This window comes from Actinomycetospora cinnamomea, from assembly GCF_003096675.1.
Lineage (GTDB): Bacteria > Actinomycetota > Actinomycetes > Mycobacteriales > Pseudonocardiaceae > Actinomycetospora > Actinomycetospora cinnamomea.
The window spans coordinates 45,574-71,604 of the sequence record NZ_QEKW01000005.1 but is presented as its reverse complement, the minus strand read 5'-3'; the positions used below and the strand labels follow the sequence as shown (position 1 = coordinate 71,604).

26 protein-coding genes are annotated in these 26,031 nt (G+C 74.5%); 13 read left to right on the top strand and 13 right to left on the bottom strand.

The window, feature by feature from the left end; genetic code table 11:
- Positions 1-19: 19 nt before the first annotated feature.
- Complete coding sequence (locus C8D89_RS11495) at positions 20-391, top strand: VOC family protein (protein WP_116708271.1); 372 nt, start codon at positions 20-22, stop codon at positions 389-391.
- 35 nt (positions 392-426) lie between these two features.
- On the opposite strand, the gene C8D89_RS11490 is transcribed toward C8D89_RS11495, so the two are convergent.
- Both C8D89_RS11490 and C8D89_RS11485 read right to left on the bottom strand, forming a co-directional pair.
- Positions 427-1,338, bottom strand: coding sequence for an LLM class F420-dependent oxidoreductase (locus C8D89_RS11490; RefSeq protein ID WP_116708270.1), 912 nt, complete (start codon positions 1,336-1,338; stop codon positions 427-429).
- Positions 1,339-1,348: 10 nt separating this feature from the next.
- Entirely contained in the window at positions 1,349-1,996 is a 648-nt protein-coding gene (locus C8D89_RS11485; RefSeq protein ID WP_116708269.1) for a MerR family transcriptional regulator, read from the bottom strand.
- A gap of 47 nt (positions 1,997-2,043) precedes the next feature.
- On the opposite strand from C8D89_RS11485, the gene C8D89_RS11480 reads away from it, so the two are divergent.
- A complete protein-coding gene (locus C8D89_RS11480; RefSeq protein WP_243418032.1) occupies positions 2,044-3,030 on the top strand; it encodes a hypothetical protein in 987 nt (328 codons plus the stop codon).
- Positions 3,027-3,377 (top strand): DUF2834 domain-containing protein, encoded by a 351-nt coding sequence (locus C8D89_RS11475; RefSeq protein ID WP_116708268.1) that lies wholly within the window; start codon positions 3,027-3,029, stop codon positions 3,375-3,377. The genes C8D89_RS11480 and C8D89_RS11475 overlap by 4 nt, the downstream gene beginning before the upstream one ends.
- Here C8D89_RS11475 and C8D89_RS11470 read toward each other — a convergent pair.
- Genes C8D89_RS11470 through C8D89_RS11460 form a run of 3 tightly spaced genes read right to left on the bottom strand, consistent with a single transcriptional unit; the run spans position 3,374 to position 8,147 of the window.
- Complete coding sequence (locus C8D89_RS11470; RefSeq protein WP_423716963.1) at positions 3,374-4,543, bottom strand: acyl-CoA dehydrogenase family protein; 1,170 nt, start codon at positions 4,541-4,543, stop codon at positions 3,374-3,376. The two genes, C8D89_RS11475 and C8D89_RS11470, sit on opposite strands and share 4 nt — an antisense overlap.
- Complete coding sequence (locus C8D89_RS11465; protein WP_116708267.1) at positions 4,540-6,519, bottom strand: acetyl/propionyl/methylcrotonyl-CoA carboxylase subunit alpha; 1,980 nt, start codon at positions 6,517-6,519, stop codon at positions 4,540-4,542. The genes C8D89_RS11470 and C8D89_RS11465 overlap by 4 nt, the downstream gene beginning before the upstream one ends.
- A 5-nt stretch (positions 6,520-6,524) precedes the next feature.
- Complete coding sequence (locus C8D89_RS11460; RefSeq protein ID WP_116708266.1) at positions 6,525-8,147, bottom strand: acyl-CoA carboxylase subunit beta; 1,623 nt, start codon at positions 8,145-8,147, stop codon at positions 6,525-6,527.
- A gap of 51 nt (positions 8,148-8,198) precedes the next feature.
- Here C8D89_RS11460 and C8D89_RS11455 point away from each other — a divergent pair, with 51 nt between their 5' ends.
- On the top strand, positions 8,199-8,768 hold the full coding sequence (locus C8D89_RS11455; RefSeq protein WP_116708265.1) for an SACE_7040 family transcriptional regulator: 570 nt from the start codon (positions 8,199-8,201) through the stop codon (positions 8,766-8,768).
- A gap of 41 nt (positions 8,769-8,809) precedes the next feature.
- Positions 8,810-9,193, top strand: coding sequence for a YbjQ family protein (locus tag C8D89_RS11450; RefSeq protein ID WP_243418031.1), 384 nt, complete (start codon positions 8,810-8,812; stop codon positions 9,191-9,193).
- A gap of 28 nt (positions 9,194-9,221) precedes the next feature.
- On the opposite strand, the gene C8D89_RS29160 is transcribed toward C8D89_RS11450, so the two are convergent.
- The 7 genes from C8D89_RS29160 to C8D89_RS11415 form a co-directional block, all read right to left on the bottom strand.
- Positions 9,222-9,746, bottom strand: coding sequence for a hypothetical protein (locus C8D89_RS29160; RefSeq protein ID WP_165825659.1), 525 nt, complete (start codon positions 9,744-9,746; stop codon positions 9,222-9,224).
- 89 nt (positions 9,747-9,835) lie between these two features.
- On the bottom strand, positions 9,836-11,404 hold the full coding sequence (locus tag C8D89_RS11440; RefSeq protein ID WP_116708263.1) for an acyl--CoA ligase family protein: 1,569 nt from the start codon (positions 11,402-11,404) through the stop codon (positions 9,836-9,838).
- Positions 11,405-11,414: 10 nt separating this feature from the next.
- A complete protein-coding gene (gdhA, locus tag C8D89_RS11435; RefSeq protein WP_116708262.1) occupies positions 11,415-12,788 on the bottom strand; it encodes an NADP-specific glutamate dehydrogenase in 1,374 nt (457 codons plus the stop codon).
- A gap of 86 nt (positions 12,789-12,874) precedes the next feature.
- Positions 12,875-13,828, bottom strand: coding sequence for a hypothetical protein (locus tag C8D89_RS11430; protein ID WP_133251880.1), 954 nt, complete (start codon positions 13,826-13,828; stop codon positions 12,875-12,877).
- A complete protein-coding gene (locus C8D89_RS11425; RefSeq protein ID WP_207787179.1) occupies positions 13,783-15,753 on the bottom strand; it encodes a glycosyltransferase family 2 protein in 1,971 nt (656 codons plus the stop codon). Before C8D89_RS11425 ends, C8D89_RS11430 begins: the two co-directional genes overlap by 46 nt.
- On the bottom strand, positions 15,750-16,472 hold the full coding sequence (locus C8D89_RS11420) for a hypothetical protein (protein ID WP_116708260.1): 723 nt from the start codon (positions 16,470-16,472) through the stop codon (positions 15,750-15,752). The genes C8D89_RS11425 and C8D89_RS11420 overlap by 4 nt, the downstream gene beginning before the upstream one ends.
- Positions 16,473-16,571: 99 nt before the next feature.
- Positions 16,572-17,408: an Fpg/Nei family DNA glycosylase gene (locus C8D89_RS11415; RefSeq protein WP_116708507.1), complete on the bottom strand. Its 837-nt coding sequence runs from the start codon at positions 17,406-17,408 to the stop codon at positions 16,572-16,574.
- A 116-nt stretch (positions 17,409-17,524) separates the two neighbouring features.
- Here C8D89_RS11415 and C8D89_RS11410 point away from each other — a divergent pair, with 116 nt between their 5' ends.
- The 4 genes from C8D89_RS11410 (at position 17,525) to C8D89_RS11395 (ending at position 19,980) form a co-directional block, all read left to right on the top strand.
- Positions 17,525-17,971, top strand: coding sequence for a nucleoside deaminase (locus C8D89_RS11410; protein WP_116708506.1), 447 nt, complete (start codon positions 17,525-17,527; stop codon positions 17,969-17,971).
- An 85-nt stretch (positions 17,972-18,056) separates the two neighbouring features.
- A complete protein-coding gene (locus C8D89_RS11405) occupies positions 18,057-18,497 on the top strand; it encodes a DUF6069 family protein (protein ID WP_116708259.1) in 441 nt (146 codons plus the stop codon).
- Positions 18,498-18,527: 30 nt separating this feature from the next.
- Positions 18,528-19,124: a dihydrofolate reductase family protein gene (locus tag C8D89_RS11400; RefSeq protein WP_116708258.1), complete on the top strand. Its 597-nt coding sequence runs from the start codon at positions 18,528-18,530 to the stop codon at positions 19,122-19,124.
- A gap of 46 nt (positions 19,125-19,170) precedes the next feature.
- Positions 19,171-19,980, top strand: a complete 810-nt coding sequence (locus C8D89_RS11395; RefSeq protein WP_116708257.1) for a hypothetical protein — start codon at positions 19,171-19,173, stop codon at positions 19,978-19,980.
- A gap of 32 nt (positions 19,981-20,012) precedes the next feature.
- Here C8D89_RS11395 and C8D89_RS11390 read toward each other — a convergent pair whose 3' ends face one another.
- The gene (locus C8D89_RS11390) at positions 20,013-20,696 is read right to left on the bottom strand and encodes a TetR/AcrR family transcriptional regulator (protein ID WP_165825657.1); all 684 of its coding nucleotides are present in this window, start codon (positions 20,694-20,696) and stop codon (positions 20,013-20,015) included.
- 84 nt (positions 20,697-20,780) lie between these two features.
- Here C8D89_RS11390 and C8D89_RS11385 point away from each other — a divergent pair, with 84 nt between their 5' ends.
- Genes C8D89_RS11385 through C8D89_RS11370 form a run of 4 tightly spaced genes read left to right on the top strand, consistent with a single transcriptional unit; the run spans position 20,781 to position 25,982 of the window.
- Positions 20,781-22,292: a long-chain-fatty-acid--CoA ligase gene (locus C8D89_RS11385; protein ID WP_116708255.1), complete on the top strand. Its 1,512-nt coding sequence runs from the start codon at positions 20,781-20,783 to the stop codon at positions 22,290-22,292.
- A 53-nt stretch (positions 22,293-22,345) separates the two neighbouring features.
- Complete coding sequence (locus tag C8D89_RS11380) at positions 22,346-23,536, top strand: acyl-CoA dehydrogenase family protein (RefSeq protein ID WP_116708254.1); 1,191 nt, start codon at positions 22,346-22,348, stop codon at positions 23,534-23,536.
- The gene (locus C8D89_RS11375; RefSeq protein WP_116708253.1) at positions 23,536-24,360 is read left to right on the top strand and encodes a TIGR03084 family metal-binding protein; all 825 of its coding nucleotides are present in this window, start codon (positions 23,536-23,538) and stop codon (positions 24,358-24,360) included. The genes C8D89_RS11380 and C8D89_RS11375 overlap by 1 nt, the downstream gene beginning before the upstream one ends.
- On the top strand, positions 24,357-25,982 hold the full coding sequence (locus tag C8D89_RS11370) for an acyl-CoA carboxylase subunit beta (protein WP_116708252.1): 1,626 nt from the start codon (positions 24,357-24,359) through the stop codon (positions 25,980-25,982). The genes C8D89_RS11375 and C8D89_RS11370 overlap by 4 nt, the downstream gene beginning before the upstream one ends.
- Positions 25,983-26,031: the final 49 nt, after the last annotated feature.

Here is a 26,031-nt window from a genome sequence, read left to right as displayed (position 1 = left end):
CCGGACGGAGGGACCTGGCGTGGAGATCCTGTCGAGCCGCATCCTCGTGCGCCCGCGCGACTGGGAGGTCTCCCGCGCGTTCTACGCCGAGGTCCTCGGGCTCGCGGTGGCCCGCGAGTTCCCCGGCGGCGTCGTGTTCTTCCTCGGCACGGGCTACCTGGAGCTGTCGAAGGCCGGCGCGGTGACGATCGGCGACGATGCGCTGTGGCTGCAGGTGCGGTCGCTACCGGACACGGTGGCCGAGCTCCGCGGACGCGGGGTGACGATCACCCGGGAGCCGCGCCGCGAGCCGTGGGGGCTCGACGAGTGCTGGATCGCCGACCCCGACGGCCGCGCGATCGTCCTCGTCGAGATCCCCCCGGGCCACCCGATCCGCACCGACACCCGCTGACATGTGCGTGATCTTCTGAGCTATAGCTCAGAAGATCACGCACGTAGGTCGAGCGCGCCCGCCAGCTCCTTCAGCGCCGGGCGGGGGTCGGCCATAGGTCCCCCGCCCGCCCGGTCACCCAGGGCCTGGATCAGCACGTGGTCCGCGCCCGCGTCGAGGTGCGCCGTCACCGACGCCGCGACCGTGTCGAGGTCGCCCATGCCGACCAGCGCCTTCGCGAGCCGCTCGGAGCCCCCGCGGACCAGGTCGGACTCCTCGAAGCCGTGGCGCAGCCACGAGTTCCGGTAGTTCGGCAGCCCCGAGTAGATCTCGAGGTGCTGGTGGGCCCGGCGCAGCGCGTCGTCGGCGTCGTCGCCGACCGCCACGGCCTGCTCGGAGACCACCCACTTGTCCGGGCCCAGCGCCTTGCGGGTCGTGGCGGTCTGCTCCGGGGTGACGAGGTAGGGGTGCACCCCGTCGGTCTCCGACCCCGCCAGCTCGATCATCTTCGGGCCCAGGGCGGCGACGAGCCGCGCCGGACGCCCGGCGCCGGGCTCGACCTGCTCGGGCACCGCGGCCATCCGCTGCAGGTAGTCGCGCATCGTGGCCAGCGGCTTCTCGTAGCGCCCGCCGCGCCCGCGTTCGACCAGCGGCGCGTGGCTGACCCCGAGCCCGAGCACGAACCGCCCCGGGTGCAGCGCGGTGAGCGTGCGCCCGCCGCTCTCGGCGGCGATGGGGTCGCGGGCGTGGATGTTGGCGATGCCGGTGCCGACGACGAGCCGATCGGTGGCGGCGAGGAACGCCCCGGCCTGGGTCAGCGTCTCCTTGCCGTAGGCCTCGCCGTAGAACAGCGAGCCGTAGCCCATCGCCTCGATGTCCCGGGCGACCTGCTGCGCGTCCTGGATCGCCCAGGTGTCGCTGGTCCACCAGACGCCGATGCGGGACGAGAAGTCGATCTGTGCGGCCACGGCCCGGACGCTAACCCTCCGGTGGCGGCGCCGCACCGGAGGCCAGCTCCGCCGACGCGGACTCGTGGGCCATGGTGCGCAGCGCCGAGATGAGCCCCGCACCCAGTACGGTGCCCAGGACCGCGCTCTCGACGACGTCCTCGCGGTCGCTGCGCGCGACGACGGCGCCGACCTCCCGGCGGGCCAGGGGCTCCAGCGTCTCGGCGTAGGTGTCGAGCAGGCCGGCGAGCACGTCGGTGCCCAGGCGCTCGCTGGTCGCGAGGATCTCGACGACGGCGCGCCGCCCGGGGTTGGTCGGTGTGACCCGCCAGCCCCGCCGCGCGACGAGGTCGTCGAGGAGCTTCCCGGCCCGCTCGGTGGCGTCGTCGTCGGTGGCGGCGGGCTCGCCGAGCAGCGCGTCCTGGGTCGCGCCGAGCACGTGGTGCAGCGCGACGTCGTCGGCGTCGACGGCCGCGAGCACGTCGCGGGTGCCCGCGACCGAGAGCCCGCCGACGTCGATGAGCGCCCGGACCAGGCGCAGCCGGCGCACGTGCTCCTCGCCGTACGAGGCCTGGTTGGGGCTCGTGCGCTCGCCGGGCGGCAGCAGGCCCTCGCGCAGGTAGTACTTGATCGACGCGACGCTCACGCCGGTCCGGCGGCTCAGCTCGGCGACCCGCATCCCGCTCCCCTCTGGACGACCACTGCGGATAGTTCTACTCTCCATCTATGGATACTTCCACTATCCGCTCGGTCGTTCGGGACCACCGCACCCTCGCCGCGTTCACCGGGGCCACGGCCGTCCTCACCCTCGTGTGCCTGGCCGGGCTCGCGCTCGACCCACGCCAGCTCGGCGGCCAGCCGATCTGGGCCAAGCCGCTCAAGTTCTCGATCAGCCTCGTCCTCTACTCCGCCACCCTCGCCTGGATGATCTCCCTCGTCACCGCACCACGGACACGCCGGTGGGCCCGCGGCGCCGGCACCGTCGTCGCGGTGGCCGGGACGATCGAGATGGTCGCGATCGTCGGGCAGGTGCTGCGGGGCCGGGCCAGCCACTTCAACGTCGCGACGCCACTGGACACGGCGGCATGGGCGGTCATGGGCACGACGATCGTGGTGCTCTGGGTCGCCACCGCCGCCATCGGGGTCCTGCTGCTGCGCGAGCGCACGCTGCGCGCCGACACCGCGTGGGCCGTCCGGCTCGGCCTGGGGGTGACCCTGCTCGGGATGGGCACGGCCTTCCTCATGACCGGCCCGACGGGGGCGCAGATCGCGGCGGCCCGGGCCACCGGCACGATGCCGACGGTCGGCGCGCACGCGGTCGGTGTGCCCGACGGCGGACCCGGCCTGCCGCTGCTCGGCTGGAGCACCACCGGCGGCGACCTGCGCATCGGGCACTTCGTGGGCCTGCACGCGCTGCAGGGACTGCCCCTGCTGGCGCTCGCGCTCCTCCTCCTCGCGCCCCGCGTGCCCGTGCTCCGCGACGTCCGTGTGCGAGCGCGGCTGATCGGGGTCGCCGGTGCCGCCTGGGCGGGGCTGACCCTCCTGCTCGTGTGGCAGGCCCTGCGCGGCCAGCCGATCATCGCCCCGGACGGCGTCACCCTCGCTGCGGCGGCCGCCCTGCTCGTCGCGACGGCCGGCGCCGCCCTCGCCGTCCTGCGGACGGGTGCGCGTCGCTCGCAGCGCCCGGCCCCGACCGTCCTGGAGCCCCGATGACGACCGCATCCCGCACCCGCACCGGCAGCCCGGCCCTCGTCGGCGTGTACCTCGTCCTGTCGCTCGTCGGGCTGGTCGGGACGTGGTGGTTCAACCTCGCGTTCTTCCTCGGCGGCGGCGGCGACTACCTCGGCGGGTGGTTCGCCAACGCCGCGAGCTCCTCCGCGGCCGTCGACATCCTCGTCGCGGGCGCCGCGGCCTGCGTGCTCATCGTCGTCGAGGGCCGCCGCCTCGGCTTCCGCCCCGTCACGATCGGGCTGCTGGTCGTGCTGAGCTTCGTCATCGCCGTGGCGTTCACGTTCCCGCTGTTCCTGGCCCTGCGAGAGGTGCGGCTTCGCCGCGGCTAGAGCCCCAGGTGACGGGCGATGAGGATCTTCTGGACCTCGCTGGTGCCCTCGCCGATCTCGAGGATCTTCGAGTCGCGGTAGTGCCGGGCCACCGGGTACTCGTTCATGAATCCGTAGCCGCCAAAGATCTGGGTCGCGTCGCGGGCGTTGTCCATCGCCGCGTTGGAGCTCACCAGCTTGGCGACGGCGGCCTCCTTCTTGAACGGCCGACCGGCAGCCATCTTCGCCGCCGCGTCGTGCCACGCGAGGCGGGCGCAGACGGTGCGGGCCTCCATCTCGGCGATCTTGAACTGGATGCCCTGGTAGGTCCCGATCGTCGCCCCGAAGGCCTCGCGCTCGCGGGCGTAGCGCAGCGACTCGTCGACGCAGCCCTGCGCCGCGCCGGTGGACAGCGCGGCGATGGCGACACGGCCCTCGTCGAGGATCGACAGGAACTGGGCGTAGCCCCGCCCGCGCTGGCCGACGAGGTTCTCCTCCGGCACCCGGCAGTCGTCGAACGCGAGCTCGTGGGTGTCCGAGGCGTTCCAGCCGACCTTCGAGTAGCTCGGCGCGACCGTGAACCCCGGCGTGCCGGACGGGACGAGGATCGCCGAGATCTCCTTCTTCCCGTCCTCGCCGCGGTCGGTGACCGCCGTGACCGTGACCAGGGAGGTGATGTCGGTGCCGGAGTTGGTGATGAACGCCTTCGTCCCGTTGATCACCCAGCCCCTATCGGCGTGCTCAGTTGAACCGCCGTCGAGCTTCGCGGTGGTGCGGGTGGCGCCGGCGTCGGACCCGCCTCCGGCCTCGGTCAGCCCGAAGGCCCCGAGCGTCCGGCCGGCGGCGAGGTCGGGCAGCCACCGCTGCTGCTGCTCGTCGGACCCGAAGCGCAGGATCGGCATGATCCCCAGCGACACCCCTGCCTCGAGGGTGATCGCCACCGACTGGTCGACCCGCCCGAGCTCCTCCAGCGCGACGCACAGCGCGACGTAGTCGCCCCCCATCCCGCCGAACTCCTCGGGCACGGGCAGGCCGAACAGGCCCATCTCGCCCATGGTCTTGACGAGGTCGTACGGGAAGCGCTCCTTGATGTAGAGGTCGCCGATGACGGGCGCGACCTCCTTCTGCGCGAACTCCTCGACGGTCGCGCGCAGGGCCTCGTGCTCGTCGGACAACAGCATGATCATTCTCCCGGTTCGGGCACCACGGTGACCAGCGGCGCGTCGAGGGCGACGGCGGCGCCGGGCTTCGCGGCCAGGTCCTTCACGACGCCGTCGACCGGTGCCGACACGACGTGCTCCATCTTCATGGCCTCGACGACGACGAGGCGTTGGCCGGCGGTGACGTGGTCGCCCTCGGCGACCTCGACGGCGGTGACCGTGCCCGGCATCGGCGCGGTCAGCGGACCGTCGGCGTGGCCGCCGGCGGTGCGGGCGGCGCGCAGCCGTTCCTGCTCGCGCAGCGCCCAGGCGTCACCGTCGCGGGCGAGCCACCGGACCCCGTCCGCCACCGCGGTGCGGTAGCCGCGGGTGGCGCCGTCGAGCGTGACGACGAGAGTGGCCCCGTCGCGGTGGGCGGAGGCCCGCCGGTCGCGCCCGTCGACGGTGACGAGTGCCTGGTCCGCCGGGCCGGCGACGGCGACGTCGACGGGGTCTCCGCTCGCCCCGGCCGCGGGGGCGAGCCGCCAGCGGGCGGGCGCCGGGTCGGCGCCGAGACGCCAGCCGCCGAGCCGGTCGAAGGGGGCGTCGCCGGCGGGCAGGTCGAGCAGGCCGGCGAGCGCCGCGGCGGCGAGGACGTCGCCGGGCACGGTGTCGGCCGGCGCGTCGAGGCGGCCGATGAGACCGGTGTCGAGGCGGCCGGCGCGGACGTCGGGGTGCGCCAGCAGCGTGCGCAGCCACGCGAGGTTGGTGCGCAGCCCGAGCACCGTGGTGGACGCCAGCGCGGCGTCGAGACGGTCGAGGGCGGCGGCGCGGGTCGGGCCGCTGGTGATGATCTTCGCGAGCATCGGGTCGTAGCGCGACCCGACCTCCGTGCCCACCGCGACGCCCGCGTCCACCCGTGCGTCGTCCGGCCACACCAGATCCAGCACACGCCCGCCGGTGGGCAGGAACCCGCGCGCCGGGTCCTCGGCGTAGAGGCGCACCTCGACGGCGTGGCCCTCGATCCGGATGTCGCCCTGGTCGTAGTCCAGGGGCTCGCCGGCGGCGACGCGCAGCTGCTCGGCGACGAGGTCGAGCCGGCGGCCGCGGATGCGCACGACCTCCTCGGTGACCGGGTGCTCCACCTGCAGGCGCGTGTTCATCTCGAGGAAGAAGAACTCGCTCGCGTCGGCGTTCGTGACGAACTCGACCGTGCCGGCGCCGACGTAGCCGCACGCGCGGGCGGCCTCGACCGCGGCCTCCCCCATCGCGTGGCGCTGCCGCCCGTCGAGCACCGCCGACGGGGCCTCCTCGACCACCTTCTGGTGACGCCGCTGCAGCGAGCACTCGCGCTCGCCGAGGTGCACGACCGTGCCGTGGGCGTCGGCGAGCACCTGGATCTCGATGTGCCGCGGGTCGGTGACGTAGCGCTCGACGAGCAACGTGTCGTCGCCGAAGGAGCCGCGGGCCTCGCGGCGGGCGGCGGCGATGGCGTCGTCGAGGTCGGCGTCGCCCGTGACGACGTGCATGCCCTTGCCGCCCCCGCCCGCGCTGGGCTTGAGCAGCACGGGGAAGCCGATGTCGCGGGCCGCGGCGGCGACGGCGGCGTCGTCGAGGCCGGTGCCGTCAGCGTTTGAGGACGAGCCGGGCACGAGCGGGACGCCCGCCGGCCCGACCGTGGCCTTGGCCCGGATCTTGTCGCCCATGGCCTCGATGGCCGCCGCGGGCGGGCCGATCCAGACCAGGCCCGCCTGCTCGACCTGGCGGGCGAACGCGGCGTTCTCGGCGAGGAAGCCGTAGCCGGGGTGGACGGCCTCGGCGCCGGCCTGCTGCCCGGCGGCGAGGATGGCGGCGCCGTCGAGGTAGTCGGGCACGCGGACCGCGACGTCGGCGGCCGCCACGTGGGGCGCGCCGGCGTCGGGATCGGTGTACACGGCCACCGCCCGCAGGCCCCGCGCGTGCAGGGTCCGCGTGATCCGCACGGCGATCTCGCCGCGGTTGGCGATGAGGACGCTGGAGAACATGCCCCTCACATCCGGAAGACGCCGAAGTGCGGCGGGTCGAGGGGCGCGTTGGCGCACGCCGACAGGGCCAGCCCGAGGACCGTGCGGGTGTCGGCGGGGTCGATGACGCCGTCGTCCCACAGCCGCGCGGTGGAGTAGTAGGGGTGGCCCTGGCGCTCGTACTGCTCCCGCACGCCCTCGGCGTCGGAGGACCCGACCGTCCCGAGCACGGTCGCCGCCTGTTCGGCGCCCATGACGCTGATCCGCGCGTTGGGCCACATCCACAGGAAGCGCGGCGAGTAGGCCCGCCCGCTCATCGCGTAGTTGCCGGCGCCGTAGCTCCCGCCGATCACCACGGTCAGCTTGGGCACGCGCGTCGTGGCCACGGCGGTGACCATCTTGGCGCCGTCCTTCGCGATCCCGCCGGCCTCGTACTCGCGGCCCACCATGAACCCGGTGATGTTCTGCAGGAACACCAGCGGGATGCCGCGCTGGTCGCACAGCTGCACGAAGTGCGCGCCCTTGAGCGCCGACTCGCGGAACAGCACGCCGTTGTTCGCGACGATCCCCACCGGGTGCCCGTGCAGCCGCGCGAACCCGGTGAGCAGCGTCGTGCCGTAGTCGGGCTTGAACGGGGTGAACGCTGCGGAGGATCCCGAGGGCCCGTCGACCAGCCGCGTGATCACCTCGTGCACGTCGTAGGCGGTGCGCCCGTCGACGGGGACGATGTCGTAGAGCTCCGTCTGGTCGTGCCGCGGCTCCACGGTGGGGCGGCGCTCCCACGGGGGCGGCTGACCGTTCCGTCGCGGCCCGAGCGTCTCGACGATGTCGCGCACCATCGACAGGGCGTGCGCGTCGTCGTCGGCGAGGTGGTCGACGACGCCGGAGGTGCGCGCGTGCAGCACCCCGCCGCCGAGCTCCTCGGCGGTGACCTCCTCGCCCGTCGCCGCCTTCACCAGCGGCGGGCCGCCGAGGAAGATCGTGCCCTGGTCGCGGACGATGATCGCCTCGTCGCTCATCGCAGGGACGTAGGCGCCGCCGGCGGTGCACGAGCCCAGCACCGCGGCGATCTGGGGGATGCCCAGCCCGGACATCGTCGCCTGGTTGTAGAAGATGCGCCCGAAGTGCTCGCGGTCGGGGAACACCTGGTCCTGTTCGGGCAGGAACGCCCCGCCCGAGTCGACGAGATAGACGCACGGCAGCCGGTTGTGCAGCGCCACCTCCTGGGCGCGCAGGTGCTTCTTCACCGTCATCGGGTAGTAGGTGCCGCCCTTGACGGTGGCGTCGTTGGCGACGACCACGCACTCGCGCCCGGCGATGCGCCCGACCCCGGTGATGATCCCCGCGCCCGGCGCGGCGTCGCCGTACATCCCCGTCGCCGCAAGCGGCGAGAGCTCCAGGAACGGGCTCGACGGGTCGAGCAGCGCGTCCACCCGGTCGCGCGGCAGGAGCTTGCCCCGCTCGACGTGGCGCTCCCGCGAGCGCTCCGGCCCGCCGAGCCGCGCGGCGGCCAGCCGCTCCCGCAGGTCGGCGACGAGCGCGCGGTGGCCCCTATGTGCGTGATCTTCTGAGCTATAGCTCGAAAGATCACGCACGTGGTCGGTGCTCGGCGCGGCCACGCTCGACCTCCTCGTCGTGTTAACGCTCATTCACGTTAGCGTTCGTTCACGTCCCCTGGCAAGGGGTCGTAGGGTGCGAGCGTGCCCGTCACGACGTCCCGCCGCGAGCAGATCCTCGCCGAGGCCGCGCGGCTGTTCGCCCGCCACGGCTTCCACGGGGTGTCCATCGACGGCATCGGCGCGGCGGTGGGCGTCAGCGGCCCGGCGCTTTACCGCCACTTCCCGTCGAAGGAGGGCCTGCTCGCCGAGATGCTCGTCGGCATCAGCGAGCACCTGCTCGCCGGCGGACAGGAGCTCGCCGCCGAGCACGGCGACCCGGACGCGCTGCTCGACGCGCTCATCGCGTTCCACACCGACTTCGCGCTGCGCCAGCCCGAGCTCATCACCGTGCAGGACCGGGATCTCGCCAACCTCCCCGACGCCGCCCGGCGCCGCGTGCGGGGGCTGCAGCGGGCGTACGTCGAGATCTGGGTGGACGCGCTGCGGCGCGCGGGGCTCGCGGCCGGCGAGGAGACCGCGCGGGTCGGTGCGCACGCGGCGTTCGGGCTGATGAACTCGACCCCCCGCAGCGCGGGCCACACCCGCGCCGCGGTCGCCGCGCCGGTGCTCGTCGCCATGACGCGCGCGGCCCTGCACGCCCGCCCGGGGTGACGTCGCCCGGGGCGCGATCGCGCGCCGCTACGCTCCGCGCCGTGCAGCCGCAGCAGCAGGACCAACAGTTCCAGTACGGGGGGCAGCAGTACCCGATCCTGCTCTCGACGATGAACGACCTGCCCGGCTACCAGGTCGTCCGCGTCTTCGGCGAGGTCTTCGGCCTCACCGTCCGCAGCCGCAACATGTTCTCGACCATGGGTGCGGGCTTCAAGGCGATGGCGGGCGGCGAGCTCAAGGGGCTGTCGAAGCTGCTGTCGGACTCGCGGCACGAGGCCCTGGCGCGGCTGTCGCAGGAGGCGCTGGCGCGCGGCGCGAACGCGGTGCTGGCGATGCGCTTCGACTGCAACGAGATCGCCAACTCCGCGAGCGAGATCGCCGCCTACGGCACCGCGGTCTACGTGGTGCCCACCGCCCAGCGGTAGGACGCCGGCGCCAGGACGGCGCAGGACGTCACCGCCACCCCGCCGACGGCGCGAGGCCCGCGCCGAGCTCCTGCTCGCGCTCGAGGAGCCGGTTGCGCCGCAGGGTCGCCTCCTCGAGCCGCGACCGCACGGCGATGCGCCGGCTCAGCAGCTCGCGCACGTAGTCGTGCCGCTCCTGCTCGGTCGCGTGGTGGATCTGCTCGGTCAGCTTGGCCTCGAAGCGCTCGAACACGCCCACCTGCTGGTCGGCCGCCCGGCGGCGCCGGACCGCCTCGTCGTACTGCGCGCGCGTCACCGTCGAGGCGTGCTCGTACGGGGACGGGGCGGGACGCGGGCCGGGCACCGGTGGGCCGACGCGGGTCGGCGCCGGGTCGGCGAGCCGCGGTGCGGCCGGTCCGGCCGGCGGCGGGGGGCCGGGCGCCCCGGGCGGCGGGTCGTAGGGGCGGGGCGCACCGATGCCCGTGTACGCGGGCGGCGTGGTGTCGGTCGCCCGGTCGTCGCGACCGGCCCTCGATCCGCGGCCGAAGAGCCGGCCCCATCGTGAGGTCGCCATGGCGCACCCCTCCTCACGTGCCGTGACGCCCCTCACTGTGCACCCGTCTCGGACCGGACGGAAGCCGACACCGCAGCGCGGACCGACCCTCACCCCTGATCGCGGAGCACGTTCTTCTGGATCTTCCCGGTGGACGTCTTCGGCAGCTCGCCGAACACGATCCGCTTCGGGGCCTTGAACCGGGCCAGGTGGGTGCGCACGTGCGCGATCAGCTCGTCCGGGGCGACCTCCTCGCGCACCGCCACGTACGCCACGGGCACCTCGCCCCACCGCTCGTCCGGGGCGCCGACCACCGCCGACTCGATGACCGCGGGGTGGCTGTCCAGCACGCGCTCGACCTCGACCGACGCGATGTTCTCCCCACCGGAGATGATCACGTCCTTGCTGCGGTCGCGGATCTCCACGTAGCCGTCGGGGTGCACGACGCCGAGGTCACCGGTCCGGAACCACCCCCTATCGGCATGCTCTCCCGGAATTCTGGCATCCACCTCGGCGGTGGCCTCGGGGTCGCGGTAGTAGCCGAGCATGACGTCGTTGCCGCGCAGCACGAGCTCGCCCATCGTCTCGCCGTCGGACGGCACCTCCACGCCGGTCTGCTCGTCGAGCACGCGCAGCCGCTGCGCGATCACGTTGCCGACCCCCTGACGGGCCTTGAGCCGCGCCTGCTCGGTCGCGTCGAGGTGGTCCCACTCCGGCTGCCAGTCGTTGACCGCGGCCGGGCCGTAGGTCTCGGTCAGGCCGTAGAGGTGGGTGATCGACATGCCGAGCTCGTCCATCTGCGCCAGCAGCGTCGGGGAGGGCGGGGCCCCGCCCGTCGCGACCGTGACGCGCTCGGGCGCCGGGCCCTCCTTCGCGGCCTGCGCGTGGGCGATCATCGTCAGCACGGTGGGCGCCGCGCAGTAGTGGGTGACGCCCTCGGTGCGGATGAGACGCCAGATCTCCTCGGCGTCGATCGCCCGCAGGCACACGTGCAGCGCGCCGGCCGCCGTGACCGCCCAGGGGAAGCACCAGCCGTCGCAGTGGAACATCGGCAGCGTCCACAGGTAGCGCGAGGCGGGCTCGAGCCGCAGGTGGAACGCCATGGCCAGGGCCTGCAGGTTCGCGCCCCGGTGGTGGTACATGACGCCCTTGGGTCGCCCGGTCGTGCCCGAGGTGTAGTTGATCGCGAGCAGACCGCGCTCGTCGCCGACGGGCACGACCCGCTCCGGGGCCTCGGCCACGATCGATTCGTAGCGCTCGCCCTCCTCGACGAGCTCCACGCCGGTCCGCTCGGCGACCGCCCGCGCCTGCGTCACGAGCTCGCGGGTGACGATCAGCAGGCGCGCGCCGGAGTGCTCGACGATGTGGACGATCTCGTCGACCGAGAGCCGGGTGTTCAGCGGCACGAGCACCGCGCCCGCGTAGGGCACGCCGTGGTGGCACTCGAGCATCACGTGGCTGTTCGTGCACAGCGCCGCGACGCGGTCACCCGGCTCGATACCGAGCTCGTGCAGGGCGCCGGCGAGCCGCCGCGAGCGCGCCCCGAACTCGGCGTAGGTGAAGCGGACTCCCTCGTCGACGATCGCGTCGCGGGAGGCGAACGCGTGCGCCGACCGGTCGAGGAAGGCCGTGGGCGTCAGCTCGGTGAAGCTGAAGGGGGCCGGTGTGACGCGCTCCATGGGTGCCGTCCTACACCACACCGAGGCTGTGCACCGCGTCCGCGACGCGCAGGAAGCCGGCGGCGTTGGCGCCGTTCTCGTAGTCGGTGGGGTCGCCGCAGTAGCGCTCGCCGGCGTGACGGGCGCGGTCGTGGATGTCGCTCATGATCCGGAAGAGGCTCTCGTCGACGTCCTCGGCGCGCCAGCGCTCGCGGCCGGCGTTCTGCTGCATCTCCAGGGCCGAGACGGCCACGCCGCCGGCGTTGGCCGCCTTGCCGGGACCGAAGCCGACGCCGGCGTCGCGCAGCACCTCGCGCGCGGCCGGGGTGACCGGCCCGTTGGCGCCCTCGACGACGACCCAGCACCCGTTCTCCACGAGGGTGCGCGCCTCGGCGGGGCCGATCTCGTTCTGCGTCGCGCACGGCAGGGCGACGTCGCACTCCAGCGTGAACGGCGACGCCGAGGAGGTCGTGGCGCCCGAGCGCTTCTCGGCGTAGTCGGCCACCGAGCCGCCCCGGGCCTTGACCTCGCGCAGCGCATCGACGTCGACACCGTCGGGCTCGGAGATCGCGCCGCGCGAGTCCGAGCAGCCCACGACGGTCGCCCCCGCGGTGATCGCCCGGTCCATGGCGTAGGTCGCCACGTTGCCGCTGCCGGAGACGACGACGCGGGCGCCGTCGAGGTCGCGGCCCTGCTCGGCGAGCATGCGCTGGGTGAAGTAGACGACGCCGTAGCCGGTGGCCTCGGGCCGCAGCGCCGACCCGCCGAGCACGAACGGCTTGCCCGTGAACGCGCCGGGCTCGTGGAAGCCGATGATGCGCTGGTACTGGCCGTAGATCCAGCCGATCTCCCGCGGCCCGACGCCCATGTCGCCGGCGGGCACGTCGGTGGCGGCCCCGACGTGGGCGGCGAGCTCGGTCCCGAACGCCTGGCAGAAGCGCATCAGCTCACCCGGCGAGCAGGTCTTGGGGTCGACGTCGGCGCCGCCCTTGCCGCCGCCGATGTCCTGGCCGGTCAGCGCGTTCTTGAACACCTGCTCGAAGCCGAGGAACTTGACCGTGTCGAGGTCCAGCGACGGCGCGAACCGCAGGCCGCCCTTGTAGGGGCCGAGCGCGGAGTTGAACTGGACGCGGAAGCCGCGGTTGACACGCGTGCGCCCGGCGTCGTCGACCCACGGCACCCGGAAGACGATCTGGCGCTCGGGCTCGCACAGACGCCCGACCACGTCGACGTACTCGGGATGCTCGGCGAGCACCGGGCCGATGCTGGTCAGCACACCGCGCACGTCCCCGTGGAACAGCCGCTGGTGCGGGTCCCGGCGCAGCACGTCGCGCCACACTTCCCGGACCTGCGCCGTGACCTCGGCCGGGGGCCGCCGGTCGTCGTTCCTGCGTGCTCGCGCCATCCGGGTTCTCCCACCGACGTCGTCGTCCGTTCGGGTGCGGTCCGTCGTGTACCCGCCGGTAGAGCGCATCAGTCGAGTCCGCTCCGTCAGGGGCGCCCGGTCACCGCCCAGAGCGTCCAGGTGGGGGAGAACGGCGTGGCCGGTGCGACCGCGCCGAGCGACCGCGCCCACGCGGGCGCCCCGGGCGTGCCGAGGGAGGCCCAGCGGGTGCGCACCGCGTCGACGCCGCCGGCCTCGGAGCGCAGGACGACACGGATGCCGTGCCCCGGCGGGTCGGCGAGGGCCGCCGCGAAGCCGTCGTCCGAGGTGATGAGGAAGCGTTCGGGGTGCCGGCTCGCGGCGACCACGGCGAAGCCGCTGCCGGAGTCGACGAGCACGCTCGCCGGGGGGAGGTCCATCCCGTCGATCCGGGCGGCGACCTCGCGGTCCTCGGCCCACATCCCCAGGGCCGACACGTCCGGACCCGCGGCCCCGACCAGCGGGGCGACCCGGTGGTACTCCTGCGTGGCGTCCACCGGCTCGGCGACCATCGCCCGCGCGGAGGTGACGATGCCCGCGCCGAGCACGGCCACCACGACCAGCCCGCCGGCCGACGCCCGCAGGAGTCCGCTCTCCCGACCCCGGTCCTCGTCGTCGCGGGCGAGCAGCAGGCCGAGCAGCACGACCACCAGCGGGATGGCCGTGATCTGGTAGCGCAGGAAGCCGAGCAGGTTCCCGGACAGGTAGGTGACCCACTCGAACGCCAGCACCGTGCCGAACAGCACCACGGGCACCGCGACCAGGGCGAGCGCGCGGCCCCGCCCTGCGGGCCGGGTCCGCCCCAGGGCCCGCGCGAGGACGAGGACCAGCACGGGCAGCAGCGCGGGCGCCAGCCACAGCAGCTGGCGCGCGGGCAGGGCGACGGACACCGCGGCGGCGTCGGCGCTCGCGAGCAGGGTCGCGTTGCCGTAGGCGGAGGTGAACTGCTCGAACGGCGAGCCCACCACCAGCCAGCTCACGAGCGCCCAGAGCACGAACGCCGCCGCCACCGGGCCGGCCACGAGCCCCACGGAACGGGCGGACCCGGACGTCGCCCAGGAGCCCCCAGGTGGTGGCGACGGCGGCGGCGCTCGCGACGGCGGAGAGCAGCGCCGCGAGGTAGCCCTGCGACACCAGTGCCGGCCACAGCACGCGCAGCGGCGTGAACGGGACCATCAGCAGCGCCGGCAGCGGGGTCCAGACGTACCCGATGGCGGTGAGCTCGGGGTCGCTCGACGACCACACCGACGAGGCCGCGGACAGCCGCGCGAGCGCGTCCTCCATGACCCCGTCGTGGACCCCGACCAGTACGACGCCGGCGGCGACGTAGAGGGCCAGGGCGGCGAGGAACCAGGCGCCGGCGGCACCCGGACGCCGGCGGGGCGGGCGGGTCCGTTCCGCCGGCGGCAGGGCTCCGGGCAGGAGCGGGCGGGTCGCGAGGTCGGTCACGCGGCCACCTCCTGCTCGGGCTTCTCGGGCGCGACGTCGAGGCCGTGGGTGGTCTTCTCCCAGTAGGAGGGCGCGGCGACGAGCTGCACCCCGGCCTTGATCGCGGCGAGCGACATGAGGACCCAGTACAGGGGCGCGACGAGCGCGGCGGCGGCGAGGTGGGGCTTGCCGGCCGCGCGCGCGTTGGCGACGCCGGCGAGGATCGCGGCGAGCCCGCCGACCATCCACACCGCGAGCCCCGGGTAGTACACGACCGGGGGAACACGGCGGCGACGGCCGGTGGCCGCGCGAGGATCCACAGGGCGGTCAGGCCCCAGAACACCGGGTTGACCATGGCGAGCACGGGGGTCGCGGCGACGAAGAGCACGAGGCCGAGGACACCGCGGAGCCCGATCTCGCGGGTGAGGGCGACGGGGCGCCGGACGTGCACGGCGAAGCTCTGCAGGTAGCCCTTGTACCAGCGGGACCGCTGCTTGACCCAGTTGATGGCGTCGGAGTTGGCCTCCTCCTCGGTGGTGCTGCCGAGCATCGCCACCTCGTAGCCGCAGCGCGCCAGGCGCAGCCCGAGGTCCGCGTCCTCGGTGACGTTCCACGGGTCCCAGCCGCCGACCGCCACGAGGGCCTCGCGGCGGATGTGGTTGGACGTGCCGCCCAGCGGGATGGGGGCGCCGGTGGCCATGAGTCCGGGGAGCAACCAGCGGAACCACGTGTCGTACTCGACGGTGAACCAGCGCGTCAGCAGGTTCTGCTCGGCGTTGTGGTAGGTCAGCCGCGCCTGCAGGCACGCCACGCGCGGCCCGAGACGGGTGAACGCCACCACCGCGCGGCGCAGCTGCAGCGGCTCCGGCCGGTCCTCCGCGTCGAAGATCGTCACCAGTTGCCCGTGCGAACGCAGCAGGCCGATGTTGCAGGCCTTCGGCTTCGTGCGCGGCTCGCCGGGCGGGACCTCGACGATCGCGATCGGTCCCCGCCGCTCGCCGCCCAGCGCGGCCCGCGCGGCGGCGAGGGTCTCGCCGTCGTCGGCCTCGAGCAGCAGCAGGACCTCCAGCCGGTCCGCGGGGTACTCCAGGGCGGTCATGCCGGCGACGACCCGGGCGATCACTTCCGGCTCGCGGTAGGCCGGCACCAGCACGGTGTAGTGCGGCAGCGCCGCGTCCGGCACCGCCCGGGCGTCCTCGTCGGTGACCTCGATCGTCGGGTCGTCGGCCACGGCGCGGCGGATGAGCTCGAGGCGATGGAGGGTCGTCGCGCAGTGCAGCAGCACGAAGGCCCCGACGACGGTGGCCGCGACGGTCGCCGGCCACAGCACGAGGCAGACCCCGACGACGGCCAGCACGGCGAGGAACACCACGCGGACGCGGCGGCGCAGCGGCCGCGGGCGCGCCGAGAGCTCGGGGTGGGCGTCCGCGAACCCGTCGGCGGTGAGCGCCAGCTGCTCGGCGGGGCTCGTGTACCGCGCGAGGGCGTACCGGGCGGCGATCGTGGCGGGGGCGCTCACGCCGCGGCCCTCGGCGCGGCGACCGTCTCCGCGACCGCGACGGGCAGTGTGGTCGTGACGGGCTCATGCGGGACGACCACGAGGGCCCGGGGTCCGGCGGCCGGGGCCGGTGCCGCGATCCGCGTGGCCGCCGCGCGGCGCCGCGGCGCGACGAGCAGCACGGCCAGCAGGGCCACGACCAGGGCGGTGACCGCGAGCGCCAGGTCCTCCCGCCCGACCCGCGCCGTCACCGGGGCCAGCGCGGCCTCCCACGGCACCGGCCAGGCGAGCAGCAGCAGGAGCGGGGCGGCGCGCTGCTGCCAGAGCCGCCGGGTGCCGTGCAGGAGCGCGCTGAGGCCGACCGCGAGCAGCGGCGTCGCGAGCACGAGCGTGGAGCGCTGCGTCGTCCCGCCGGCGACGGAGCCCGCCGCGACGAGCGTGACCGCGGCGACCGCCACGAGGGCGGCGACGATGTGGTCGAGCTGGCGGTCGTGGATGTCGGGACCCGCGGGGCGGCGGCTGAGGCGCTCGCCGCCGACGGCGAACGCTCCGGGCAGGAGCAGGGCGAGCCCGATCAGAGGGCTGCCGGGCAGCCAGGTCACGAGGAGCACCACGGCGCCGGGCAGCGTGCCGAGGGCGAAGGCGGCGGCGAGGGCGAGGTCCGTCCCCGAGGCCCGTACGGTCCCCTTGAGAACGGCGAGCGGCGACGGTCGGCGATGCCGGGCGGCTTGGTTGCGCACGACAAGTCGACCGTTCAAATACTTCTGTGTGACGACCTTGCGGCGCTCTCCACCTGATCGGGCTACCCGGTCTCGGACTTCTGGTGACGGCGCGTGCTATCACGCCTGCTCGAGCGTGCACCACCAGGTCGTCCGTCCCCCCACCGTGCCGCGCTCCATCGGGGCACCGCAGCGAGGGCACGTCTCGTCCTTCGCGCGGTGCGGAATGACGTCGCCGGTGTGCACGCCGCCGCGGGAGATCGCGCTGCGCGTGGCCTTGCGCAGCTCGCGGCGCAGCGCGTCGAGCTCCTCGGTCGACAGCTCGCCCGCGGGCCGCGCCGGGTTCAGGCGGGCCTGCCAGAGCGTCTGGTCGGCGAGCAGGTTGCCGACGCCGGCGAGCACCGACTGGTCGAGCAGCCGGGCCTTGATCGGGGCCGTGCCCTTGCCGACGCGGGCCCGGAACTCGTCCCGGGTGATCTCGGCGGCGTCGGGGCCGAGCGCGTCGAGGTCGGGCTCGAGGTGCACGCGCCCGAGGCGGCGCTTGTCGAACAGCCGCAGCTCACCGCCGTCGTCGAACGTGATCCGCACCCGATCCCAGTCGGGTCTGTCCGGGCGCTCGCCGGCCTTCCGCGGCATGCCGCCGACGTGCGGGTCGCCGCCGGCGTAGAGGCTGTCGGCGTCGCCGTCCGGGCCGGTGACGAAGACCCGTCCGCCCATCCCGAGGTGGATGCCGAGGTGCGGACCCTCGGCGCCGTCGGCGGTGACCGTGTCGCACCACATCGTCTTGCCACGGCGGTGCGCGGCGACGAGCCGGCCGCCCTTGAGCGCGGTGTCGATCTCCCCGGGACGGTGGGGACGGCAGACGAACTCGTCGCGGTCGTCGACGCCGGTGATCACCCGGTCGAGGGCCTTCTCGACGACCTGACGCGCGTTCTCGACCTCGGGGAGCTCCGGCACGGGGCCCAGCATGCCTCGCGCGCGCCGTTCGGCGTGTCAGCGGTGTGGCACCACGGACACCCAGTGTCCGTGGTGCCACACCGCTGACACCGGCACGTGGCACGGTGAGCCGCGTGATGGAGCCCCGGGACATGCTCGCCGTCGCGCTCGAGGAGGCCCGCGCCGGGGCCGCGGCGGGCGGGGTGCCCGTGGGCGCGGCGCTGTTCGGGCCGGACGGCGAGCTGCTCGGACGCGGGCACAACCGCCGCGTCCAGGACGGCGACCCCGCGACGCACGGCGAGACCGCGGCGTTCCGGGCCGCCGGGCGGCGCCCGCACTACCGCGGCACGACGATGGTGACGACGCTGTCGCCGTGCTGGTTCTGCGCGGGGCTGATCCGCCAGTTCCGCATCCCGCGCCTGGTGGTGGGCGAGGCGGAGAACTTCGGCGGGCAGCACGCGTGGCTCGCGGAGAACGGCGTCGAGGTCACCGTGCTCGACGACCCCGACTGCGCGGCGCTGATGCAGCGCTTCGCCACCGAGCACCCCGAGGCGTGGCTGGAGGACATCGGCGGACCGGAGTGACGATTTCTCCGAGGGCTGTGTCGAAAGCGGTGACCGCCGTTCGACCTAGGGGCAGCACCAGCCCCGAAGCCCACCGGAGGTCACCATGTCCACCGCCACCGCCACCGCCGCAACCACCACCGCGGCCACCTCCACCGAGACCGACGCGCCGGTCCGCTCCCGCCGCCGCACCCGCGCGCTCGGCATCGTCGGCGCCGTCGCCGCCGCGCTCGTCGCCTGGGCGGTCGGCGCGCTCGCCGGCGCCGACTACTGGATCACCGACGCCCAGGGCACGGCCCGCGTCGACGCGCCCACCACCGCCGCGTGCACCGCGATCATCGGCCTCGTCGGCTGGGGCGTGCTCGCGCTGGCCGAGCGGGTCGCGCGGTGGGGCCGCACCGCCTGGACCGTGCTCGCCGTCGGCGTCCTCGCCCTCTCGATGATCCCGGTCGGCCTCGTCGAGGCGTCGCCGTCCACCCGCGTCGGCCTGACCCTGATCCACCTGGCGGTCGCCGCCGTCCTCGTTCCCGCCTTCACCCGCCGCTGATCACCCGCCCCCCGACCGAGGGAGACCACCGTGCGCATCGTCGTCACCCAGTTCACCAGCCTCGACGGCGTCACCCAGGCCCCCGGCGGGCCCGACGAGGACACCGACGGCGGGTTCGCCCACGGCGGCTGGTCCGTGCCCTACTTCGACGAGACCCTGGGCGCGACGTGGGACCGCTCGCTGCGCGACGCCGAGGCCATGCTGTTCGGCCGGCGGACCTGGGAGGTCTCGGCGGCGGTGTGGCCGCACCAGACCGACGACCCGTTCGCCGACCGGATCAACGGGATGACCAAGTACGTCGCCTCCCGCACGCTCACCGGGGCCGACCTGACGTGGGAGAACTCGCGGCTCCTGCCCTCCGACGCCGCCGACGGGGCGATCGGGGCCGTGCGCGACCTGCGCGAGCGGGACGGCGGCGACCTCCTGGTGCAGGGGAGCGCGTCGCTCGCGACCCAGCTCGCGGACGCCGACCTCGTCGACGAGTACCGCCTGATGATCGAGCCGATCCTGCTCGGAGGCGGCAAGGGCGTCTTCCCGACGTCCGGGAACGCGCGGACGCTCGAGCTCGTGTCCGTCGAGCAGGCGACGACCGGCGTGGTGATCTGCTCGTACCGCCGCGCCCGCTGAGCACCCCGAGGGCCCGGGACCACTCGATCGAGCGGTCCCGGGCCCCTTGCGCGCGTGCTCCGTTCGGCGGGACGTCCCGTGGTGGCTGGTCGGGCTGCTGCTCCTGCCGATCCTCGGCGTGCCGGCGGTGGCCTACCTCGTCAGCGAGAGCCTGCCCGGCATCGCGACGCTCTCGCTGCTCGCGATCGCCGTCCAGGGCTTCGTGCGGTTCGCGCGCGAGCGCAGCACCGAGGGCGGGTTCAGCGCCGGTCTCGCCCTGGCCCTCGCGTTCTGCTTCAGTCCGATCACCGTGCCGTTCGCGCTCGCACTCGGCGCCTCGACCGTCTTCCTGGCGCGGGAACGCTTCCGCGACGAGCCCTCCGCCGTCCCCGCGACGGTCGGCGTCGTGGTCTTCCCCGTCGTGTTCGTCATCGCGGCGTGGACGTTCCTGCAGTGGCGCTTCTCCGGCGCGGCGTTCGCGACGCTCGTCGACAGCCCCGGTTTCCTCGCCTTCCCCGGCGGGGTCTGGGCCTCGCTCGGTGCCGCCACCGTCACCGTCGGCCTCGGCCTGCTGCACGCCCCGCTGTATCTGCTCATGGCGGTCTCCATGGGCATCCGCGAACCGCTGCCGCTGATCGGCTACCTCCTGCCCATCGCCGGGTCGGTCGTCGCGGTCTGGACGGGGCTGCTGTTCACACAGGTCAGCACCACCGTGCTGTTCACCCTCCTCGCGCTCATCGCCGTCCCGCGCCGTCCGCGGCGCGGGCTGGTGTTCGCGCTGGCCGTCGTCGCCGTCGCCCAGCTCGCCCTGGGCTGGCTCTGGCCGCCGACCAGCCCCGGCTTCGCGGAGTGGGCTGGTGCGCTGACGCGCGTGTGAGCACTTCCGGGTGCTGGAGCAGTCGAGAGTGCTCACGGGCGCGGAGCGCACACCTCCGCGACGCAGCGCGCGACCGGCCCGTCGGGGTCGGCGGCCGTGGCGGTCTCGTCCTCGGGGACGCCGAGGCCGCGCAGCAGCGTGCGACAGAACTCCGCGGCCACGTCCCCGGGCCGCAGCCGGCCCGCCGGGTCGAACCACGTCCACATCCAGTGCAGCGAGCCGAACATCTGCAGGCTGCGCAGCCGGGCGTCGCCGGGCAGGAAGACCCCGGCGTCGGCCCCGTCCTGCAGGACGGCCACCACCAGGTCGCGGTACGCGTCGCGCTGGGCCCGCGCGGTCTCCATCCCGGGCTCGTCGGTCAGGCGCACGACCTCGCGCTGGAAGGCGACCGTCGTCGCCGGCTCGTCGGTGGAGTAGCGCACGCCTGCGTGCACGAACGCCGCGATCCGCTGCTCCGGCGCGGGCAGCCGCGCCAGCAGGGCGTGGGCCTCGTCGAGGCGGCGGCGCATGTAGCGCTCCTGCACCTCGGCCAGCAACCGGTGCTTGGTGCCGAAATGGTGGACGATCGTGCCCTTGCTCATTCCCAGCTCGGCGGCGACGTCGCCGAAGTTCGCACGGTCGTAGCCGCGCTCGGCGACGTGCCGGGTGAAGGTCGCCAGGATCTCGTCGCGCCGCCCGCCGCGGGCCCGCCCCGGGGCCACCACCGGCTCCGTCATCGCGCCCCCTTGTGAACTGACCGCACGTACGGGCAGAGTAGCCCAGGCCACGCCGGCGTGGGTCATCTCTCGAGGAGGACGGCGATGGACGGTGGGATCGCCGACTGGATCGCGCGGCGGGCGCTGCGGCGCCCCGAGGCGGAGGCGCTGGTCGACGTCGCCACCGGCGCCCGGCACACCTACGCCGCGCTCGACCGCCGGATCGGGGCGCGGGCCGCTGCGCTCGCCGCCCTCGGGGTCGGCGCGGGCGCCCGGGTCGCGCTGCTCGGCGAGAACTCCGCGGCCTACCTGGAATGGCTCTTCGGGGCCGCGAGGCTCGGGGCGATCACCGTCCCGGTCAACCACCGTCTGGCGCCGGGCGAGGTGGCCCACGTCCTCGCCGACTCGGGGGCGACGGTGCTGGTGCGCTCGGCGGCGTTCGCGACGCTGGCCGAGGACGCCCTCGCGGCCGGCGGCGACGCGGTGGGCTCGGTGTCGTCGGTCGTCGAGCTCGCCGAGGAGCCGGGCGACCAGGCCCTCGAGGCGCGCCCGGTCGCGGGCGACGACCCCTGCGTGATCATGTACACCTCGGGCACCACCGGCGTGCCCAAGGGCGCGGTGCTCACGCACGACAACATGCTGTGGAACGCGATCAACATGGTCACCGCGGGGCCGGGCATCGGCGGCACCGACGTGACGATCGCGGCGGCGCCCCTGTTCCACATCGGCGCGCTGGGGCTCTCGGCGCTCCCCCCGCTCTACGCCGGCGGCACCGTGGTCGTCGTGCCGTCGTTCGCCCCGGCGGCGTTCGTCGAGCTCATGGCCCGCGAGGGCGTCACCACCCAGTTCCTCGTCCCCGCGATGTGGGCGGCGCTGACCCGGCTGGCGGCGGTACCCCCGATGCGCGATCTGCGCTGGGCGATCTCGGGCGGCGCGCCCTGCCCCGTCACCGTCATCGAGCACTTCACCCGCCTCGGCTGGACGTTCACCGAGGGCTTCGGGATGACCGAGCTCTCCCCCGCCGCGCTCTTCCTCGACGCGCGCGACGTGCTCACCCACGCCGGATCGGTCGGGCGCCCGTTCATGCACGTCGACGCGCAGCTGGTGGACGGGTCCGGCGAGGAGGTGGGCGTCGGGGAGGTCGGCGAGCTGGCGCTGCGCGGGCCGACGGTGTTCGCGGGCTACTGGAACCGGCCCGAGGCGACCGCCGAGGTGGTCCGTGACGGGTGGTTCCACTCCGGCGACCTCGGGATCCGCGACGCCGACGGCTTCGTGACGCTCGTCGACCGCAAGAAGGACATGATCATCTCGGGCGGCGAGAACGTCTACCCGGTCGAGGTCGAGCAGGTACTGCACCGCCACCCGGGCGTCGCGGACGTCGCGGTGATCGGCGTCGGCGACCCGACGTGGGGCGAGACGGTGGTGGCGGTCGTCGTGCCCGAGGGGTCCGTCGACCCCGACGAGGTGATCGGGTTCGCCCGCGAGCGCATCGCGCACTTCAAGGCGCCGCGGCGCGTGGAGATCGTCGACGAGCTGCCCCGCAACGCCACGGGCAAGCTGCTCAAGCGCGTGCTGCGCGAGCGCTACGCCGGCCGGGCCGAGGCGGTCGCACGGTGACGGCGCGCCCCGGCGACGCGGTCCACGAGCGCAGCGAGGGACGCCCTGGATGCGTGGGACGCAGCGAGGGCGACCCTCGCTCCCCCGGCTCGGCGCACGACGCCTGGGCGACTCCGGAGCGGCGGGCGCTGCGGGCGCTGGTCGCCGAGTTCACCGAGCGCGAGGTCGTCCCGCACCTCGCGCGCTGGGAGGACGAGGGCGCCCTGCCGCGGTCGCTGCACGAGCGCGCCGGCGACCTGGGCCTGCTCGAGCTCGGCTTCCCCGCCGCCGCGGGCGGCGCCGGCGACCACGTCGACTCCCTGCTCGTCGCCGAGCAGCTGATCCTCTCCGGCGGGACGAGCGGCGTGTGCGCGGGCCTGTTCACCCACGGCATCGGCGTCCCCCACATCGCCGCCGCCGGCGACCGCGAGCAGATCGACCGTTTCGTGCGCCCGGCGTTGGCGGGGCGGGCGATCGCGAGCCTCGGCATCACCGAGCCCGACACCGGCTCCGACGTCGCGGCGATCACCACGCGCGCCCGCCGCGAGGGTGACGAGTACGTCGTCGACGGCGCCAAGACCTACATCACCTCGGGGACGCGCGCGGACTTCGTCACCACGGCCGTGCGCACCGGCGGGCCGGGACACCGCGGCGTCTCGCTGCTCGTGGTCGAGACCGACCGGCCCGGGGTGTCGCGCACCCGCCTGCGCAAGATGGGCTGGCACTGCAGCGACACCGCCGAGCTGCGCTTCGACGGCGTGCGCGTGCCGACGTCGAACCTCGTCGGCGCCGAGGGTACGGGCTTCCGCCAGATCATGGTCAACTTCGCCGCCGAGCGGCTGTCGCTCGCGGTCCAGGCCTACGCCACCGCGCAGCGGTGCGTCGACCTGACCGTCGACTGGGTCCGCCGCCGCCGCACGTTCGGCGAGCCGCTGGCCCGGCGCCAGGTGGTGCGCCACCAGGTCGCCGAGATGGCCCGCGAGGCGACGGTCGCCCGCACGTACGTGCGCGACGTGCTGGCGCGGTGGCAGGCGGGCTCGTCCGACACCGACGTCGTCACCGAGCTGGCGATGGCCAAGAACACCGCGGTCGCGGCGTGTGACGCCGTCGTCGACCGCGCCGTCCAGCTGCACGGAGGGATGGGCTACATGCACGGCGTGGAGGTCGAGCGCCATTACCGCGACGCGCGGATCCTCGGTATCGGCGGCGGCACGACCGAGATCATGAACGAGGTCGTGGCGGGCCGGCTCGGGTTGGACGGCTGATGGCCGGGCCCTCGGTCGACGAGCTGCTGGCCGACCTCGACGACGAGCGCGCCGCGGTGATGGCGTTGCTGCGTGACCGGCCGCCCGCGGACTGGTCGCGCCCGACGCGGGCGGAGCCGTGGACGGTGCGCGACCAGGTCGCCCACCTCGCGTGGTTCGACGGCGCGTTCGCCCGCGCGATCTCCACGCCCGAGGCGTTCGAGGCCGAGCGTGACGCGATCACCGACGTCGAGGGCTTCGTCGACGCCGCGAACGCACAGGTGCCGGCGTCCGGGCCGGCGGCGCTCGCGGCCTGGCAGGAGGCGGCCGTCGCCTTCGACCGCGCCGCCCGGGCCTGCGACCCCACCGCGCGGCTGCCCTGGTTCGGGCCGGCGATGTCGCTGCGGTCGGCGATCACCAGCCGGATCATGGAGACCTGGGCGCACGGCGCGGACGTCGCCGACGCGCTGGGGACGCGGCTGCCGCCGTCCGACCGCCTGCGCCACGTCGCCGACCTCGCCGTCCGCGCCCGCGCACAGGGCTACCGCGTGCGCGGGATGGACGTCCCCGACACCCCCGTCCGCGTCGAGCTCACCGGTCCGTCCGGCGCGGTGTGGGGGTGGATGAGCGGAGCTCGCGTGAGTGATCCGGGTCGCCATGACGACCCGGATCGCTCACGTGGCGACGCCATCACCGGCGACGTCGAGGAGTTCTGCCTCGTGCTCGTGCGGCGGCGCCACGTCGACGACACCGGGCTCGTCGTCACCGGCGACGCCGCGCGTGAGTGGATGCTGCTGGGGCAGGCGTTCGCGGGGACGCCGGGGAAGGGTCCGGTCCGCGCATGAGCGTCCCGGAGATCTCGCCCGCCGCGGTGCTGGGCTCGCGGCTCGACCCGTCCTCGCCCGAGTACGCCGCCGACCGCGAGGCGATGCTCGCCACACTGGCCGGTGTCGACGAGGTGGCCGCGACGGTGCTCGAGGCCGGCGGGGCGAAGTACGTCGACCGGCACCACGACCGGGGCCGCCTCACCGCGCGCGAGCGCGTCGACCTGCTCCTCGACCCCGACGCCGCGTTCCTCGAGATCGGTGCGCTCGCCGGCGCCCACGAACCGGACCTGACCAGGCCGGGCGCGGGGCTCGTCGTCGGGATCGGGGCGGTCAGCGGCGTCGAGTGCCTGGTCGTCGCGAACGAGCCCACCGTCAAGGGTGGGTCGATCACGCCGATCGGCGTCACCAAGCAGCTGCGGGCCCTGGAGATCGCCGAGCGCAACCGGCTGCCGGTGATCGCGCTCGTCGAGTCCGGAGGCGCCGACCTGCCCCGCCAGGCCGACCTGTTCGTGCCGGGCGGGCGGACGTTCCGGGAGATGACGCGGCTCTCGGCGCGGGGCATCCCGACGATCGCGCTGGTCTTCGGCTCGTCGACGGCCGGCGGGGCGTACATGCCGGGGATGAGCGAGTACACGGTGTTCGTCCGCGGGCAGGCGACGGTGTACCTGGGCGGGCCGCCGCTGGTGAAGATGGCGATCAACGAGGACGTCGACGACGAGACCCTCGGCGGGGCGGAGATGCACGCCCGCGAGTCGGGGCTCGCCGACCACCTCGCGGCCGACGAGCGCGACGCCCTGCGGATCGGGCGGCGGATCGTCGCCGACCTGGGCTGGCGTCGCGGTGGACCGGGGCCGTCGCTGCCGGCGGACCCGCCGCGGTTCGACGCCGAGGAACTGCTGGCCTGCGCCGCGAGCGATCCGAAGCGTTCGGTCGAGGTGCGCGACGTCCTGGCCCGCGTGCTCGACGGCTCGCGGTTCGACGAGCACAAACCGCTCTACGGCACGACGCTGGTGTGCGGCTGGGGCTCGATCGGCGGTTTCCCGGTCGGCGTGCTGGCGAACAACGGGATCCTGTTCTCCGAGGAGTCGCAGAAGGGCGCGCAGTTCGTCCAGCTCGCCAACGCGCGATCGATCCCGCTGCTGTTCGTCCAGAACATCACGGGGTTCATGGTGGGCTCGGCCTACGAGCGGGGCGGGATCATCAAGGACGGCGCGAAGCTGATCAACGCGGTGTCGAACTCCGAGGTCCCGCACCTGACGCTGATGGTCGGCGCGTCCTACGGCGCCGGGAACTACGGCATGTCCGGGCGCGCCTACGACCCGCGGTTCGTGTTCACCTGGCCCAACCACCGCATCGCGGTCATGGGCGGGACGCAGCTGGCGGGGGTGATGTCGATGGTGCAGCGGCGCTCGGCCGAGCGGGCGGGCCGGGAGTACGACGAGGAGACCGACCGCGCGACCCGCAAGGCGATCGAGGACGCCGTCGAGGCCCAGTCGAACGCGGTGTACGCCTCGGGGCGGATGTGGGACGACGGCGTGATCGACCCCCGCGACACGCGGACGGTCCTGGGGCTGGCGCTCTCGGCCGTCCACTCGGCCCCGATCACCGGTGCGACCCGCTTCGCGCCGTTCCGGATGTGAGCGCGTGCTCGGGTGGGTGGTGGCACACGGGGTGTGCCAGCAATGCGGC